21 protein-coding genes are annotated in these 16,533 nt (G+C 67.7%); all 21 read left to right on the forward strand.

The genetic code is table 11. From position 1 onward, the window contains the following. Window positions 1-403: 403 nt before the first annotated feature. The 21 genes from HDC37_RS16095 (at window position 404) to HDC37_RS16195 (ending at window position 16,313) form a co-directional block, all read left to right on the forward strand. Window positions 404-1,294, forward strand: coding sequence for an ArdC-like ssDNA-binding domain-containing protein (locus tag HDC37_RS16095; RefSeq protein WP_179561427.1), 891 nt, complete (start codon window positions 404-406; stop codon window positions 1,292-1,294). Window positions 1,295-1,316: 22 nt separating this feature from the next. Continuing rightward, window positions 1,317-1,520, forward strand: coding sequence for a hypothetical protein (locus HDC37_RS16100; protein ID WP_179561428.1), 204 nt, complete (start codon window positions 1,317-1,319; stop codon window positions 1,518-1,520). A 272-nt stretch (window positions 1,521-1,792) separates the two neighbouring features. After that, window positions 1,793-2,689, forward strand: a complete 897-nt coding sequence (locus HDC37_RS16105; protein WP_179561429.1) for a ParA family protein — start codon at window positions 1,793-1,795, stop codon at window positions 2,687-2,689. Further along, window positions 2,686-3,288, forward strand: a complete 603-nt coding sequence (locus tag HDC37_RS16110) for a hypothetical protein (RefSeq protein WP_052289504.1) — start codon at window positions 2,686-2,688, stop codon at window positions 3,286-3,288. Before HDC37_RS16105 ends, HDC37_RS16110 begins: the two co-directional genes overlap by 4 nt. Before the next feature lie 293 nt (window positions 3,289-3,581). Then, entirely contained in the window at window positions 3,582-3,827 is a 246-nt protein-coding gene (locus HDC37_RS16115) for a glutaredoxin domain-containing protein (protein WP_039712038.1), read from the forward strand. Window positions 3,828-3,836: 9 nt separating this feature from the next. Continuing rightward, the gene (locus tag HDC37_RS16120; protein ID WP_052289503.1) at window positions 3,837-4,199 is read left to right on the forward strand and encodes a single-stranded DNA-binding protein; all 363 of its coding nucleotides are present in this window, start codon (window positions 3,837-3,839) and stop codon (window positions 4,197-4,199) included. Window positions 4,200-4,268: 69 nt separating this feature from the next. Then, entirely contained in the window at window positions 4,269-4,628 is a 360-nt protein-coding gene (locus tag HDC37_RS16125) for a hypothetical protein (protein WP_039712037.1), read from the forward strand. After that, window positions 4,625-4,903: a hypothetical protein gene (locus HDC37_RS16130; RefSeq protein ID WP_039712036.1), complete on the forward strand. Its 279-nt coding sequence runs from the start codon at window positions 4,625-4,627 to the stop codon at window positions 4,901-4,903. Before HDC37_RS16125 ends, HDC37_RS16130 begins: the two co-directional genes overlap by 4 nt. A 159-nt stretch (window positions 4,904-5,062) precedes the next feature. Further along, window positions 5,063-5,329, forward strand: coding sequence for a hypothetical protein (locus tag HDC37_RS16135; protein ID WP_179561430.1), 267 nt, complete (start codon window positions 5,063-5,065; stop codon window positions 5,327-5,329). Window positions 5,330-5,462: 133 nt separating this feature from the next. Then, window positions 5,463-5,915 carry a hypothetical protein gene (locus HDC37_RS16140; RefSeq protein WP_039712034.1) on the forward strand — a complete coding sequence of 151 codons (453 nt, stop codon included), beginning with the start codon at window positions 5,463-5,465 and terminating at the stop codon, window positions 5,913-5,915. A 93-nt stretch (window positions 5,916-6,008) separates the two neighbouring features. Further along, entirely contained in the window at window positions 6,009-6,677 is a 669-nt protein-coding gene (locus tag HDC37_RS16145; RefSeq protein ID WP_179561481.1) for a thioredoxin domain-containing protein, read from the forward strand. A 26-nt stretch (window positions 6,678-6,703) separates the two neighbouring features. Next, a complete protein-coding gene (locus HDC37_RS16150) occupies window positions 6,704-7,696 on the forward strand; it encodes an NAD(P)/FAD-dependent oxidoreductase (RefSeq protein ID WP_248242368.1) in 993 nt (330 codons plus the stop codon). 13 nt (window positions 7,697-7,709) lie between these two features. Then, a complete protein-coding gene (locus HDC37_RS16155) occupies window positions 7,710-8,444 on the forward strand; it encodes a copper resistance CopC family protein (RefSeq protein ID WP_179561432.1) in 735 nt (244 codons plus the stop codon). Continuing rightward, window positions 8,434-8,982, forward strand: coding sequence for a signal peptidase II (locus tag HDC37_RS16160; protein ID WP_179561433.1), 549 nt, complete (start codon window positions 8,434-8,436; stop codon window positions 8,980-8,982). The genes HDC37_RS16155 and HDC37_RS16160 overlap by 11 nt, the downstream gene beginning before the upstream one ends. Continuing rightward, window positions 8,979-9,314: a DUF6804 family protein gene (locus tag HDC37_RS16165; RefSeq protein ID WP_179561434.1), complete on the forward strand. Its 336-nt coding sequence runs from the start codon at window positions 8,979-8,981 to the stop codon at window positions 9,312-9,314. Before HDC37_RS16160 ends, HDC37_RS16165 begins: the two co-directional genes overlap by 4 nt. Next, window positions 9,311-9,913, forward strand: a complete 603-nt coding sequence (locus HDC37_RS16170) for a TlpA disulfide reductase family protein (protein WP_179561435.1) — start codon at window positions 9,311-9,313, stop codon at window positions 9,911-9,913. The genes HDC37_RS16165 and HDC37_RS16170 overlap by 4 nt, the downstream gene beginning before the upstream one ends. Then, window positions 9,910-10,677 (forward strand): cytochrome c biogenesis CcdA family protein, encoded by a 768-nt coding sequence (locus HDC37_RS16175; protein WP_179561436.1) that lies wholly within the window; start codon window positions 9,910-9,912, stop codon window positions 10,675-10,677. Before HDC37_RS16170 ends, HDC37_RS16175 begins: the two co-directional genes overlap by 4 nt. Beyond that, window positions 10,658-12,352 carry a cytochrome c biogenesis protein ResB gene (locus HDC37_RS16180; protein WP_179561437.1) on the forward strand — a complete coding sequence of 565 codons (1,695 nt, stop codon included), beginning with the start codon at window positions 10,658-10,660 and terminating at the stop codon, window positions 12,350-12,352. The genes HDC37_RS16175 and HDC37_RS16180 overlap by 20 nt, the downstream gene beginning before the upstream one ends. Next, window positions 12,349-13,290, forward strand: coding sequence for a cytochrome c oxidase assembly protein (locus HDC37_RS16185; RefSeq protein ID WP_179561438.1), 942 nt, complete (start codon window positions 12,349-12,351; stop codon window positions 13,288-13,290). The genes HDC37_RS16180 and HDC37_RS16185 overlap by 4 nt, the downstream gene beginning before the upstream one ends. Before the next feature lie 3 nt (window positions 13,291-13,293). Then, entirely contained in the window at window positions 13,294-14,913 is a 1,620-nt protein-coding gene (gene lnt / locus HDC37_RS16190; protein WP_179561439.1) for an apolipoprotein N-acyltransferase, read from the forward strand. After that, window positions 14,910-16,313, forward strand: coding sequence for a M23 family metallopeptidase (locus HDC37_RS16195; protein WP_179561440.1), 1,404 nt, complete (start codon window positions 14,910-14,912; stop codon window positions 16,311-16,313). Before lnt ends, HDC37_RS16195 begins: the two co-directional genes overlap by 4 nt. The last annotated feature ends 220 nt before the right edge of the window (window positions 16,314-16,533 follow it).

A 16,533-nucleotide genomic window follows, 5' to 3' on the forward strand; every position in this document is an offset into this window, starting at 1 on the left:
ACGAGATACACGCGATCCAGGACGGCGAAATCCCCGGCTACACCATCACCACCAGCCACTAGGACGGCATCCGGCCCCCGCTCCGCGACCGCCGGCGAGGGGGCCGGGCCCCCTCGCGCTCCCCCACCGATCGGACCGGCCTCCGGCCGGACAGCCCCGCCCTACCGGGCGCATTTTCTTGCCGTGAAGCCTTCGGCAGCATACGGTCGGCCACCCTCCACGCAAGCGGCTACGCCGCCGGCTCCCCCGACAACTTCGGCACGCGGTCGCTGCGCTCCCTCACATCGCGCCGAACTTCTCTCCCCCACCGCCCTCACGGGTTGCGCTCCAGCTGGCACTCCCTAGCGGCGACAAGTCGCCTTCACGGCAAGAAAACGTGAGGGGTTTGGGAAGGGAGAGAGCCATGACCCGCAAAGTCAGCACCCGCAAGAGCGCCGAGGAACGACGCGCCGAGGCCGAGCAGCTGCACGAGACGATCACGGAACAGATCGAGGGGCTGCGCGACTCCGAGACGTGGACCCGGTTCCTCGCGTTCGCTCAGGCGTTCCACCGCTACAGCCTGGGAAACCTGCTGTTGATCTTCGCGCAGTGCCCCGAGGCCACCCACGTCGCCGGATACCGGACCTGGCAGAGCCTCAACCGGCAGGTGCGCAAGGGAGAGCACGGCATCCGCATTTTCGGCGGCCGCGACGTGCGCGAGACGGTGGAGAACGAGCAGACCGGCGAAGAGGAAGAACTGCGCCGCGTGCGCTTCTTCCCGGTGTCCGTGTTCGACATGGGGCAGACCGACCTCATCGACGAGGAAGCAGGCGACCCGGCCAACATCGCCCAGCCGCTCACCGGAGACGACCCCGCAGGGATCTACAACGCCGTAGCCGACTACCTCACCGACAAGGGCTGGAGCGTCAAGCGCGAGCCGATCGCCGGAACCGCAAACGGCTACACCGCAACGGACGGAACACAGCGCGTCGTCATTGACGCGAACCTCTCCCCCGCCCAGGCAGCCAAGACCGCACTGCACGAGGCAGCCCACGTCATCCTGCACGCCGAGGAAGACCACGCCGAGTACGTCGAGCACCGCGGGATCAAGGAAACTGAAGCCGAGAGCGTCGCGTACGTCGTCGCCGGGATTCTCGGCCTGGACACCAGCGCCTACAGCGTCGGCTACGTCGCCGGATGGAGCAACTGCGACACCGACACCGTGAAGGCCACCGCCGCCAACGTCCTACGCGCCGCCCACGCACTCGCGGACGCGATCACCACCACCGACAGCCCCGCCCCCGTGGCGGCCTGAGAACCGGAAGGAACACCCAGCCATGAGCGAGAGCATCCAGGTCATCGAGAACCGCGTCGCCAAGAGCGACGACGACGTGGTGAGCAAGAGCCGCCAAATCGGCTACCGCGCCCAGGAAGTCGCGGACTATGCCCGCGCCGGGTACGCGCTCGCCCACACCGCCACCATCGACGGCGCCGACTACGTGACATTCGTCGACACGCTCACCCGCACCACCGACGACTGAGACCCGGGGCACGGTCTCCCCTCCCCGCATCCGGCACGGCCTTCCCTCCGGGCCGCCGTGGCCGAGGGGACATCCCCTCGCGCTCCCCAATCTCGACTAGTAAAGCCATACGTATAGCCATATGTCACGCGGTAAGGTGGGCAGGAGGAGATGCGAGAAATCACGCTATAGGCCATGCATAGCAACACGCCGCACGCAACGCCCGACATTACGTGACGAATCCCGCAGTATTACAAGCGGGCAGTCCCACAGGACGCACCGCAGGAGGAATCATGAGCATCCACAGAACCGTCACCGTCGCCCAAGGCAAGGGCGGTGTCGGCAAGACCAGCCTCGTCAGCAACATCGGCGGCCTCACCGCCGCCGCCGGCAACCGCGTCCTCATCCTCGACCTCGACCAGCAAGGCAACGTCGCCCGCGACCTCGGCTACACACCCGACACCGGCGACGACCTCCTCACCGCGCTCATCACCGCAGCACCGCTGCCCGTGCTGCGCAACGTGCGCGACCGACTCGACGTCGTACCCGGAGGCCCCGCCCTCGGCGACGTCGCCGCCGTCATGGCCAGCCGCGCACAACGCGGGGGAGAGGACCTCGCATACATCCTCGAAGCCAAGCTCGGCGCGATCGCAGACGACTACGACCTCATCCTCATCGACACCCCACCCGGCGACCGCATCATCGTCACCGCCGCGCTCACCGTCTCCCGCGCCGTCATCATCCCCACCCGACCCGACGAGGCCAGCATCGACGGCGTGACGCGCATCGCGGAACGCTTCCTCGACGTCCGAGAGCGCAACCCCAGCCTCCGCCTCGCGGGCGTCGCCCTGTTCGCGATCGCTTCCCGCACCACCCGCCTCGAACGAGACGTGCGCGCCAGCCTCGCCCAGGTGCTCGGAGACGCCGCCCCCGTGTTCACCACCCGCATCCGCCACCTCGACAGCGCCGCCGCCGACGCGCGACGACGGGGCCTACTCGTCCACGAACTGGAGGAAGCCGCGATCGACGACCGCGCCGCCCGCATCAAAGCCCTCCGCAGCGGCACCACACCGACCGGCGGCCTGTACGCGCGGGACGCATCCGGACTCGCGACCGACTACGAGAACATCGCCAGGGAACTGCTCACCCGCGTCGCGGAAATCGAGCAGGAAGTGAGCGTCGCATCATGAGCGAGCCGCAGATCGACCGCCCCAGCCTCGCGGACGCGTTCAAAGGCTCCGGCAACGGCCGCGCCGCCAGCCTCGGCGGACTCCTGCCCAAAACCACCCGCCCCGCCGAACCCACGCCGGCCGACACTGCCGTGGCAGTCGAGCCGGTCGCTGCGCGGCGGAAGCCGACACCCAAGCCCGCCGCCGAACGCACCCCGGCACCCCGGCGCGTCCCCGCCCAGCATGAGGGCGTGCAGAACGTCGCCGTGTACCTCGAGCCCGACATCCTCGCCCTCGTCCGCGCAGCCAAGACCCGCACCGCGGCGGGGGAGCCGGACAAGACCTACGACGAACTCCTCGTCGACGCGCTCGACCATATCCCCACCGAGCGGCTGACCGCCGCGTTCGCCGGCACCCCCACCGCACCCAGCGGCGGGCCGCTGCAACGCCGCGCACGCCGCGCCAGAGGCAGCGGCGGCATCCAGATCCAGCTCCGCCTCGACGGTGACCAGCGCCGCGCGCTCGACGAGCTCACCGCCGACGCCGGCGCGCCCTCGCGCAGCGCCCTCGTCGCCACCGCCTACCGGCTGCACCTCGCCCCGCACGACCGCGAGAGCTGACCCGACCCCGCGACGCGATCATGCGGCGACAGCACACGGCAGCACGCCGGCACGGAGGCCGGCCCGCACAAGGAGCCGCTGCGCGCCGCAGACACTCTCATGCATTCTTTGACCTGTCCGGCTGTCGAGGATACGGCGGCTGCACTGCGGGCCAACGGCTTTCGCGGCATATCCTCCCTCGCTGCGCTCAGTCCGGTATTCCACGGTCCGTTGCTCCCTCCGCTGCGCACGCCGTTAATCCCTCGATTGCCGGAAGGCAAAGAAGAACGGTTGGTAGGGAGAGGGGCAGAGCAATGGCTGAGCAAATCACGGTGTACACCACCGGCCCGGCATGCGCCCGCTGCACGCTCACCAAGAACGTGATGACCAGCAAGGGAATCGAGTTCGTCGAGGTGAACATCAGGGACGACGAGGCGGCACGCACGTACGTCGTCGAGGACCTGGGATACACCGAGGCGCCCGTCGTCGTCATCACCGACGAGGACCACTGGAGCGGATTCCACCCCGACCACATCGACCGCATCGCCAACAACCGATAGGAGAGAACCATGTCCGTCCGCACCATCACCGGAAACCTGGCCGCCGACCCCGAGGTCGTGCAGGCCGGCAGCATTCAGATCACCAAGCTCCGCGTCATCGAGAACACGGGGGAGTACCGACAGGGCAAGTGGCAGGGCCACGACACCCCCACGACGCACTTCATCGAGGCCCGGTTCGAGCTGGGCGAGAACGCAGCCGCATCCCTGCACAAGGGCGACGCCGTGATCGTCACCGGACGCGAGCACACCTCTCGCTGGGGCGAGGACGCCAACAAGCAATACGGGCGCGTCATCGACGCCGACAGCATCGGCGCGGACCTCGCTCGCGCGACCGTCACCATCAGCCGGAACACCCGCGACGACCAGCAGTAGCCACCCACGTCACGGCCGGGGCCCCAGACCGCCCCGGCCGTGTCGGTGACGCGAGAGAAGGTAAGAAACATGGCCGTGAATGAAGAACACCGTCAAGTCGAGGTCGCCCGCGAACTCTCATCCCAGGCCAGAACCCTCGCGCACTCGACCAGAGACGTCCCGGCGCCGTTCGATTCCTACACGCTGCTCGGTGAGCTGGTCGCCACCGTCGACGACCTCGAACAGGTCTGTCAGCAGCTTGGCGCCTGGCACTCACGCGTCGTCGACGGCGAGCACTACGCCGGCGAGGACAACCGAGGGGACGGAGCGACAGGAACCGTCACCGCCGCCGCCGAGCTGCAACGGGCCGCCGCCGCGCTCGGCACCGCCTCCCAAGCTCTCCGGGCCGCGCATTCCGCGAACGGCGTGGTGCGCTGGTTCGACGAATGAGCGGCGCACGGACCCATGTGCAGCAGCTCGTCGACGCCATGCTCGACGCGGCCCAGTCCGCTGAGCCGAAAGCCGAGCACAGCATCACCCTGACGCCCGAGAACTCGCTTCTGCTCCCGATCCACGCCACCGAGCTGCCTCGCATCGTCGACGGCGTGGACGGGGCATACCGCGGCCACGTCTACCGCGACTGCATGGTGTGGGAACAACCTGTCCTCGATCACCTGGTCATCGTGACGCCCGTCGTCGGCCGGGTCACCAAAGATTCGCGTTGACCGATCTACCTTGGCGACCTGCGGAACGGCGCCTCTGGCACCAAACCGCCGATCGAGGAATAGTCAGTCCCATGCGCAGCAATGCCCCGACCGCACTCTCTCCCGGCCGGGGGCGTTGCTGTACGCGACAATAGAGCCACCGAGCGACAGGAGAGCGCCGTGACGATCCCCGAGCCCTTACGGCTGTGGTGGCACGACGGCGCCGGCGTGCGCGTTCTCCGCTACAGCGGCCGCCAATGGACCGTACTGGCGCTAGTAAGCCTGATCTGCACCCTCGCCAGCTTCATCCCCGTTGAGAGCTTCCTAGCTCGCTCCATGCTCGTCATCGTGCCCTATCTGCTCGTGCCCGCCGGCCTCGCCGCCACGGCGTTCGCGGTCGTCGCCGCGGTGCTCACGCACAGGTTCCGGCGGGCGAGCCGAAGCTGACGCTTACAGCTGTAAACCGGGGCCCCGCAGTGGCTCGGCCGAAGAGAACCGGGAAGGGGCTCCGACGCCCGCTCGCCAGCAGGGATGTGTCGGCATCTGAGTGCTCTTTGGTGTGCACTGTAGGCTGTGGGGGATGGTCTCTTCAGCCCGGATTCCGCGTTCCGCGACGCTGAACGAGCAGTGGTTGATAATGAGGCTCATTACTAGCATCGGTCTGGCGTTGCTACTGATGCTCGGTCTGGCAGCAACGGCGCATTCGGAATCGAGTGAGGCGACGTCTATTCCGCTCGTGGTATCCGGGCTGATGGACCCGCACGTGGAACCGGTGGCCGACGCCCCCGCAGAGCACGAGGAAGTCGGCAGCGGCGCATGGTCCGGATCGAACGCGCTGGCCGGTGCGGCGTTGTGTGTCTTCGGTGTTCTGTGTGGCCTCACATTCATGGTGGCTTTGCGAAGGCTATGGCACCGACGGATGCCGCCCGTTCTCCGTGAGGCACCTCGGGTGCCTTCGCTGTTTCCTGCGCCGGCCCTGAGCGCGCACCCGGTCGTGTTGTCGTTGACTCAGCTGGGTCTTTCTCGAACCTGACATCTGGCACGCCGCCCCGTGGTGGTGGTGTTTCGTCCCGGGCTGTGTGTGCTCGGGTGCTGTCCTGTGTTGTGTCTTGGTTTGGAGTACCCGATGAAAACGTCAGTAAAGGCGACGTTGATCAGTATTGCCGTTGTGGTGGTGCTGATTGGGGCCGCGTTGATCTATGTCCTTATCAATCAGAGCAAAGCCGCTCTGCCCTCATCCGGGAACGGCTCCTCGTCGTCGCAGCTGGTGCGGCAGAACTCGCACATTCTCGATGGCGGAGGTGAGGGAGCGGTCACGGTGGTGGAGTTCCTGGATTTCGAATGCGAGGCATGTGGGGCGTTCTACCCGATTGTGGAGGATCTGCGGGAGCAATTCGACGGGGAGATCACGTATGTGGTCCGCTACTTCCCTCTTCCGGGTCATTTCAACTCAAAGAACGCCGCGGTAGCTGCGGAAGCGGCCGCGCAGCAGGACCGGTTCGAGGACATGTACCACCGGTTGTTTGAGACTCAGGCGGAGTGGGGCGAGGCGCAGGAGTCGCGTGCCGATTTGTTCCGCGGCTTCGCGGAAGAGCTCGGCCTGGACATGGCGGCCTATGACGCCGCGGTGGCGGACCCAGCGACGACCGAGCGTGTCGAGTTTGACTTCGAGGAGGGGCGCGCTCTGGGGGTAAGGAGCACACCTACGTTCTTCATCGACGGGAAACTCGCCGAGCTGCAGGAGTGGGATGACCTGGAGAATGCCGTCCAGGCTGCGGTGAGCGGTGGGCAGTGATGCGGACGGGGTTGTCGCATCGTCGGGTGATCGTCGTCGGCGCCGGGCAGGCCGGTCTCGCGGTCGCTGTGGCGCTGAGCGCTGTAGGTCTTCGACCGCAACAGGATTTCGTGGTGATCGACGCGGCCCCGCCTGGGCACCGTTCCTGGGCGTCGCGGTGGCATTCGATGAAGCTGCTCAGCGACGCCCGCCACAGCGCGCTGCCTTCCCGACGGCTGCTGGGTGATCAACACCGGCATCCGCGCGCGGATGAGATGGCTGACTATCTCACTTTCGTAGAAGCAGGCTTTGGTGTGGAGACGGTCTGGGGCGTCCGCGCGACCAGGGTGGAGCATCGGGGAGATGGCTCGACATTGTTGTTGTCGACGACAGCGGGTGAGGTGCAGACCCGCAACGTGGTCTGCGCGACCGGTGCGCACACTCACCCCCGGGTTCCCGATTGGGCGAGCGGGCTGACGGTGCCAGGGGTAGTGATGCACAGCAGCGAGTACTTGTACCCAAAAGAGATCCCCGCTGGCGACGTGCTGATCGTCGGCGGCGGAAACAGCGGTGTGCAGCTGGCCCGCGAATTATCTGCCTCGCACACCGTCACGCTGTCCGTGCGCACTCCGCGGCAGCATCGGCCTGAGAGAAGCTACCCCGCCGCAGCAGGTGAAAGCGTGTCGCTGTTGTCGCGGAAGAGGCGACCCGAGCCTGTCTTTGGCGACAGCTACGAGCGGCTTCGCCGTGCGGGCGTTACGATCACCCCCGCAGTGGAAGCCGCTAGCGGCGCGGTAGTGACCTTCGCCGACAGCACCCACTTCTCCCCCCGATCGGTGATTCTCGCAACCGGCTACGACCCTGGTGATCGTTGGCTGCCGCAACCGCCCAGTTCTCCTCGGCCTCGGCGCACCATGACCGGTCTTCCCGGGTTGTTCGTGGCGGGGATGCCGCAGTACGGCGGTCGCGGGTCCGACACCGTGGCAGGGGTTCGGAGAGACGCGACGACGATCGCCCAGCACATCATCAACCGGCCCTGAAAGGACCGAGACCATGACCTCTATACCCGTTGCCGTCCGCGCATCCCGGCGCCGATCACCTACCCCCGGGGTCCGTCGACGCTCCGTTCTGCCCGGGCTGGCGGCGCTGCTGCTGACCGCCGGTCTGCTGTTCGCCGTTGCAGCTCCCGCGGCCGCGCACGATGAGATCGTCTCGTCCTCCCCGGAACCCGGTTCCACGATCACCGTGGTCCCGGAGGAGATCTCGCTGACCTTCAGCGGGGAGATTCTCACCGATTTCAGCGCGGTGATCATCGAGGTCGTCGCGGCAGACGGGCAGAACCTCGCGTCCGGAGACCCCATCATTGACGGGACCACCGTCACCCAGGCTGTGCGGCCGGGTCAGACTGGGGTCTTCACGGTGCGGTGGCGGGTCGTCTCCAGCGACGGGCACCCGATCAGCAATGAGTACCAGTACACCGTCGAAGCCGTCGCGGTGCCCACCAGTACCCCCATCTCCGAAGCGACCGAGCAACAGACACCCGAACCGTCTGCGACGACCCCGGCCGCGACCTCCGCAGAGGTTCACAACGGCCCCTCCGGAGGGGGGGAGCTTCTACCCGTCTTCGCGGTCGTGAGCGGTGTAATCGTTGTCGGCGGCGCTCTGATTGTCGTACTCATGGTGGCTCGAGAGCGCCGCCGACGCGACAGAGCAGCCGCAGCTGCTTCGTCCGGTCAAGGCGGCGAAGTGGGCGACACGGGGAAGGACGCTCTGGCCGATGAATCGTGAGCAGTCTCGACAATTTGCGATCGCGTGCTCAGCGGCCGGTGTGGTGGTTCTGGTTGATCAGGCGTCAAAAGCGGCCGCGCTCAGCGGGTTGAGCCTGGACGAGCGGGTCCCGCTGCTGGGAGATCTGCTCGGGCTGCAGCTCGCGTTCAACCCGGGCGCAATCTTCTCTCTCGGCGCCGAATTCACGGGGGTACGCACTCTCCTCGGCGTGGGCGCCGTAGTGGTGCTGATCGTCGCTGCGGCGCGGGCACGGACGGGATGGGGGGCGGTGGGAATAGGGCTGATCCTGGGTGGCGCGATCGGAAACCTGATCGACCGGCTGTTCTCCCCGCCCGGGTTCGGGGTCGGGCACGTCACCGACTTCCTCGCCTACGGAAACCTCTTCATCGGCAACCTTGCCTATGTTGCCCTCGGTGCTGGCGTGATCGCCCTCTCCCTCAGCTTTTGGAGCCGACACCGCGGACCCCGAGCGAAAGCGCCAGAGCAGGAAAGGGCACCCCAGGGGCCGGCGCCGGAGGCAAAGGTGAGCGGGTCATGATGGCACAGCAGCGCACCCCGTCCGTCTATCAGCGCAACGCGTTCGCACCGGGGCTGATCGCCGCGGCGGTGTTGTTCCTTGCACCGGCCTTGATAGGCGGGGACTGGTTCACGGTGGTGCTATTCGTCGCCGCGATCCTGGCGGTCATCGTGGGGTGGTTCGCGATCCAGGCGCGGCAGTGGTGGTGGGTGCCGGTGTTCGCAGTGATCGTGGTGATCTGGAACCCCGTATTCCCGTTCCCGTTCAACGGGCCGGTGTGGACCGCCGCGCAACTGGTCGCCGCAATCGTGTTCCTGATGGCCGGTGCACTGATCAAGGTCAAGCGACCATGAACCACCGCGCTCTGACTGCACCCGCCTCGGTCCTACTTGTTGCCGTGCTGCTTGCCGGATGCGGATCTAGCGACTCGCTCGCGCAGCAATACCGGAACGGAAACGAGAAGGGCTTTATCGCCGGCGATTTTCAGGTCATAGAGATCCCGCAGACCGAACGAGGAGAACCGGTCGAGTTCGAGGGCGTCACCGAGACCGGGGAGACGGTGTCTAGTGACGACTACCGGGGCGGGGTGCTGGTGGTGAACTTCTGGTATGCCGCCTGCGGGCCGTGCATCGTCGAGGCGCCTCTGCTAGAGGAGGTCTGGCAGAAGTACCAGGAGCAGGGTGTCGCGTTCCTCGGGGTCAACACCTACGACCAGCCCGCGACCGCGTTGTCTTTCGCCCGCGACAACAACGTCACCTACCCGAGCGTGATCGACGTGAATGACGGGCGGGTGAAACTCGCCTTCGCGCAGGTCACCCCGATCCAGGCCACCCCCACCACCTTGGTGGTCGACCAGGAGGGGCGGGTCGCGGCGCGGATCATCGGCCAGTTGGCCAGCGAGTCGATCCTGTCCACTCTGGTCGCCGACACCCTCGCCGAGGACAGCTCGTGACCCCGGGTCAGGTGATCGTCGACGGGGCGCTGTGGGTCGCGATCCCGGTCGCGATCCTCGCCGGGCTGGTTTCCTTCTTGTCCCCGTGCGTTCTCCCGCTCGTGCCCGGTTACCTCGGCTACCTCGGCAGCACCACCACCACGACAACATCCCCCACTGTGAACGGCGGGCGCACCGAGACAGTGGAGCGCGCCCGGCTGCTGCTGGGCGTGACACTATTCATCGCCGGGTTCACGGTCGTCTTCGTCGCCGTAACGATCCTCGGCGGCACCTTCGGATACCTGCTGCTGCAGTACGCGGGCATCCTCACCCGTGTGTTCGGCGTCGTCATCATCACCCTGGGTCTGGTGTTCCTCGGCTTCTTCGGCATTGCGCAGCGGGCCCTCCGACCCCAGGCGCAGGGCAGGGCCGGGCTGATCGGGGCGCCGCTCCTCGGGTTCGCGCTCGGCGTCGGCTGGACGCCCTGCATCGGCCCAACACTCGCAGCGATCATCTCGATGTCGTGGAACCTCGGTGACCCCGCCCGCGCTGGCCTGCTCGGGCTGGCGTACTCGCTAGGCCTCGGCATCCCGTTCCTGATCCTCGCGGCGGGGTGGGGCTGGGCGTCCCGATCGGTCACGTTCCTGCGCCGCCACATCCGGGCACTGAACATCATCGGCGGGGCCATGCTCATCGCCCTCGGCCTGCTGATGGTCACGGGACTGTGGACGGCGCTGATGTCGCAGCTGCAACAGGTGGTGATCAATGTCCCCCTCCCGCTCTAACACGGGCACGGACGTGACGGCCGATCCGCTGCGCCCGGGCGATCACGCCGACACCGACGTCGATGCCGCAACCGAGATCACCCAGCCGACGCTCGGCATCACGGGCTGGCTGCGGTGGGCGTGGCGGCAACTGACCAGCATGCGCACCGCGCTGGTGCTGCTGCTGTTCCTCGCCATCGCCGCCGTGCCCGGGTCGCTGTTCCCGCAACGCAGCGCCGACCCCAACGGCGTCATCCAGTGGGAGCGAAACAACCCCGATGTCTTCCCGCTGGCGGACGCGGTTGGGCTGTTCGACGTGTACCTGTCGCCGTGGTTCTCCGCGATTTACCTGCTGCTGTTCACTTCCCTGATCGGTTGCGTGATTCCACGCGCCAAGCATCATTACAAGGCGCTGCGCACTCGCCCGCCGCGCACCCCGGCGCGGCTATCACGCCTGTCCGAGTACCGAGAGGTCACCATCCCGGTAGGGGACGCGCAGCCCGACGTCGCCGCGCACGCGGTTGACGTCGCGGCAGAGCAGCTGCGTAAGTCCGGGTACCGGGTGGAACGCTACGACGCCCGCGGCGCCGCGTCGGTGTCTGCCGAGCGCGGATACCTGCGGGAAACCGGCAACCTCATCTTCCACGTCGCCCTCGTCGGGGTGCTGGTCTCGGTGGGAATCGGCGGGTCGTTCGCGTACACGGGGCAACGAGTGGTGGTGGAAGGCACCACGTTCGTGAACGCGCTCAGCGACTACTCCTCGTTCAACCCCGGCCGGTTCGTCGACGGCACAGGTCTTGCCCCCTACTCGCTCACCCTCGATGACTTCCAGGTCTCCTACCGGCTCCCTGGCACCCCGGGCGCAGGCCAGGCCGGCGACTTTTCCGCGGACGTCACCATCCGCCAGCCTGGGCAGGATGACCGGCCGCAGAACGTGATCGTGAATTACCCGATCACCGTCGAGGGTGACCGGATCTACCTGCTCGGCAACGGCTACGCCCCCACCCTCACGATCCGCGACGCCGCCGGCGAGGTGGTGTACAGCGAGTCGCAGCCGTTCCTGCCGCAGGACGGCAACATGACCTCGCTAGGGATCATCAAGATCCCGGATGGGCTACCCGAACAGGTCGGGTTGGTCGGGTTCTTCTACCCCACCCAGGGCGTCTTGCCCTCCGGCGCGTTTACCTCGATCTACCCCGACGTCATCAATCCCGTGATGACGCTCAATGTGTTCAGTGGTGATCTGGGCATCGACGACGGCACTCCGAGATCGGTGTACACGCTCGAAGTGGACGGGCTGACCCAGCACACCGGCGGCGACACCGCGGTCGATTCGCTCGAGCTCACTCCCGGCGCCACAGTGGACCTGCCGAACGGGTGGGGCACGATTACGTGGGAGGAGGTCACGGCGGAGGAGCCGGTGAAGCGGTTCGCGTCGTTGCAGATCCAACGGGACCCCAGCAGCGGCTGGGTGCTCGCGTTCTCGGTCCTTGCCACCCTGGGCCTGTTCGCCGGCCTGTTCGTGCCCCGCCGGCGGCTCTGGGTGAAAGCGCACACCACCCCGGGTGGCGTGCACGTCGAATACGCGGGGCTGGCCCGCGGCGAAGACCCTGCGTTGGCACGCGCCGTCGACGAGTTCGCGGCCCGCCACGCGCAGATCCTCGGCGTCGAGCCGCCGGCGAAGGGTACGCCGTGACGACCGTGTGGATTCCGGACGCCCCGCCGACCCTTGGCGGGTTCCTCACCCCGGCCCCACTTCCGGCCCCGGTGTTGCCGATCCTCGCGGGGCTGCTCGCGGTCGCCTACCTGGCCGGCGCGATCCGCATGTGGGCGCGCGGCCGGGGCTGGCCGGTGTGGCGGACGATCAGCTTCCTGCTCGGCTGCGTCGCCCTCGCCGCCGTGACTGGGCTGGCGGTGGAGAACTATGGGTATGCCCTGTTCTCGGTGTTCATGTTCCAGCAGCTCACCTTGATGATGGCGATCCCTCCGCTGCTGGTTCTCGGCTCTCCCGGCACCCTGCTGCTGCGCGCTACTCCGCACCACGGCCCCGGTCTCCTGGTGCTCCGTGCCGCCAGCCACGGGCTGCGCAGTCGCACCGCGCGGTGGTTGCTCAGCCCGTGGCTGGCGGTGCCGCTGTACCTGGCCGCGTTCTATGGTCTGTACCTGGCGAACTTCGCCGACCCGATCCTGTCCACTATCACCGGGCACACCCTCCTCGAGGTCGGGTTCCTGGTCGCGGGGATGCTGTTCACCATCCCGATCCTGTCGTCTGACCCGCTGCCGGTGCGGATGAGTCACGGCGGCCGCGCCCTGGACGTGTTCGCCGAAGCCGCCCTGCACGCGTTCTTCGGCGTCTTCCTGATGATGGCCACCACCACCCTCATCGATGGGTTCGCCGGCCCGACGAGCGCGCTGGGCATCGACCCAATCGAAGACCAGGGCCTCGCCGGTGGGCTGGCCTGGTCCTACGGCGAGGCCCCCACCTTGCTGATGCTCATCTACGTCATGCACCGCTGGTTCCGCGACGACACCGCCCAGGCGGTCGCCGCCGACCGTCGCGCCGACGTCCACGGCGATCCCGAGCTCGACGCCTACAACGACTACCTCGCCCGCCTCCACCAGAAAGACACCTGAACCATGCGCACGACCCTGCCCACCCCTGCGTCGGCCGCCGCGCCGGAGCTGGAGGCGCCGCGCCGCACCGTTGCGGCGTGGTCGCTGCCGGTGTGGGCGGCGGTGCTGGCATCCGGGGCCGCCGGCCTGCTGCTGGATCTCGCCTCCGCGCCGGTGGGGTGGTGGCCGTTGACGTTCGTGAGCGTCACGGTCGCCCTAGTGGCGCTGATCGGCCGCAGCACCGGCGGAGCGTTGCTGGTCGGCACGGTCTTCGGCGCCGTGTTCTACATGACACATCTGGTGTGGGTGGGGGAGTTCCTCGGCCCGGTGCCGTGGCTTGCCCTCGCCGGGCTGGAAGCGGTCCTGTTCGGCGCCGGTGCGGTGCCGATCACCCTCGCCTACCGGTGGACCGCCCGATATCCGGCCCGCGGGGCCGTGCAGCTGCTCGTGGTGCCGCCGCTGATCGCGGTTCTGTGGACAGCCCGGGAGGTGGTGATGGGCGCGTGGCCGTATTCCGGATTCCCGTGGGCGCGCCTCGGCATGACCCAGGTGGGCGGGCCACTCGCGGAGGTCGCGTCGTGGACCAGCGTGAACGGCCTCTCCTTGCTGATTGTCGTGGTGTGCGCCTCTGTGGTGCAGTGGGTCCGCGCTGGCGGCCTCCGGTTCATGCTGGGGCTGCACCCTGCCGTGAGCGTCGCTGTTCTCCTGGTCGTGACACCGCAGTTCCCCACCGCGCCGGCCGGGGAGTTCCGCGTGGGATGGGTGCAGGGAAACGGCCCGACCGGGTACTTCGACGACAAGGCGCCTGGCGACGTCCTGGCCGCGCAGACCGCCGCCACTGTGCCGCTGTACGGGCAGCCGATGGATCTGCTGGCCTGGCCGGAGGGCGGCGTCGACGCCGACCCGCTCAGTGATCCCGCCGCCGCCGAGGCGTTGAACCGGGTCGTGCGCTCGGCCGAGGCCCCGCTACTGATGAACGCCGCCACCACCCGCGGCGACGATGTCTTCAACACCTCCCTGCTGTGGACTGCGGATCCCACGGACCGGCAGTGGCACGACAAGGTCAATCCGGTCCCGTTCGGGGAGTACGTGCCCGACCGGTGGTTCTACGAGCTGATCGTCCCCGACTTGGTGGGACTGATCCAGCGGGAGTACACCCCAGGCACCAATTCGCCGATTGTGCGGGTCGGCGATGTCGGGGTGGGGTTGGCGATCTGCTTCGACGTGATCTACGACGCTGTGATCTGGGAGGGCGCCCGCGCCGGCGCGGAGGTGTTCGTGTTCCAGACCAACAACGCCGACTTCCGTGGCACCGACGAGAATCTGCAGCAGCTCGCGTTCGCCCGGATGCGCGCCATCGAAACCGCTCGCGCCGTGGTCAACGTCTCGACGGTGGGCACCAGTCAGGTGATCGCCCCTGACGGCACCACCCTCGACAGTATCGGCGTCGACACCGCAGGCGCTTCGATCGGCGCCGTCCCACTGCGCACCGGACTCACCCCCGCGGTGATCCTCGGTCCCTGGCTCACGGCTCTCATCATCCTCGCCGCCGTCGGCGCTCTCACAGCGGCGGGGGTCTCCCACCGTGCTCGCACGTGTGCGGACGGCGCAGATCGTTCGACTAATCCGGGGAGGCAGTCATGAACACGCCACGGGAGAGGCCTGCCGGAGGTCGACTTGCCGGGTCGCGGCGAACGCTGGCGACGGGCAGTGATCTCACCCTTCCTGATGATTTGATGGCGGAGGAGTGCGGGTGCGCGCCCACGCCCGCGGAGAGCCGCGCATTCCGGGCTGGTGTGAGCCGGCGCTTTCTGCTGACCGCGGGAATATTGAGCTCGGTCGCCGTCCTGGTCGGCGGCCCGCTGCTGCCGCCAGCGTTCGCGGCGACCTATCCGTCCTGGGAGGACGTGCAAGCCGCGAAAGCAAACGAGGCCACCAAAGCCGCTGAGGTGCAGCGGATCCAGGGCCTTATCGAAAGCCTGAACGGTGAGGTGGCGCGCACCCGCACCGCCGCCGAGCAGGCCGCTGGTGCGTTCTACACCGCCCAGCAGGAGTATTTCGACGCCTCCTTCCGGGCCGACACGTTGCAGTCCCAAGCCGACGTGGAAGCGCAAAACGCGGCCGATGCGGCGAACAAGGCCGGCCGCATCGCCGCGCAGCTATACCGCGATGGGGGCGACACAGCCTCCCTTGAACTGTTCTTTTCCGGGTCGGCAGCGACCGCGGACGATCTCCTGTCCCGGCTGGGCGTGATGGACAAGCTGCTGGAACGCAACCAGGGAGCGTATGCGGCCGCGATCACCGCCCGCGATGCTGCGCAGAGCCTCACCGATCAGGCCGTGGTCGCCCGAAACGAACGGGACCGGCTGCAGCAGGTCGCCGAGCAGAAGATGCTCGAGTCGCAGCAGGCCGCGGATGCCGCACAGGCCGCGGTGGACGCGCAGACTCTCCATCTCGGCGAGTTGCAGGCCCAGCTCGCCGCCCTCGAGGACACCACCGCGAAAACCATCGCCGATTATCAGGCTGGAATCGAGGCTGCCCGCATCGCCGAGGAGCAGCGGCGAGCGGCGGAGCGTGCCGAAGCAGAACGGCTCGCCGCCTCGGGCGGCGGCGGGGGTGTGGTCAGCTCCGGATGGGCACGGCCGACATCAGGGAATCGCACGTCGGGGTTCGGGCCGCGCAGCTCCCAGTGCGGAAACGGGTACTGCTCGACCAGCTATCACTACGGTGTCGATCTCAGCGGCGGCTGCGGCGCGGGGATCTATGCCGTCGCGGCGGGCACCGTCGTCTACGCCGGGTACAACGGTGGCTACGGCAACTACATCAAGATCGACCACGGCGAGGGGATCGGCACCGGGTACGCCCACATCCGCAACGGCGGCTTCTACGTCGGGTACGGGCAACGCGTGAATGCTGGCGACCTGATCGCCCGTGAGGGAGAGACCGGCAACGCGTTCGGCTGCAACCTCCACTTCGAAGTGTACGTGGGCGGCTCCCCGGTCAACCCCGCCACTTTCCTCGCCGCTCGCGGCGTCTCCCTCTGACCCGAAATGAAGGAGGACACCATGGCTGAACGGACCACCCCAACGGGGGATCACCTCCAGTCGGTCCCGACACGACGCAGTCTTCGAGGGCTCGCGACACCGCCTCCCGCTTCGTGCGCATCCGTGACGTCGCGCGCGCCCAGTGCAGCAAGTGCTCTGCGTAGGCCGACGTCGTTGCGCCCAGCACGGACCCTGGTAGTCCTTGCGATGGTTGCTGGTC

Source organism: Microbacterium sp. AK009, from assembly GCF_013410955.1.
Classification (GTDB): Bacteria; Actinomycetota; Actinomycetes; order Actinomycetales; family Microbacteriaceae; genus Microbacterium.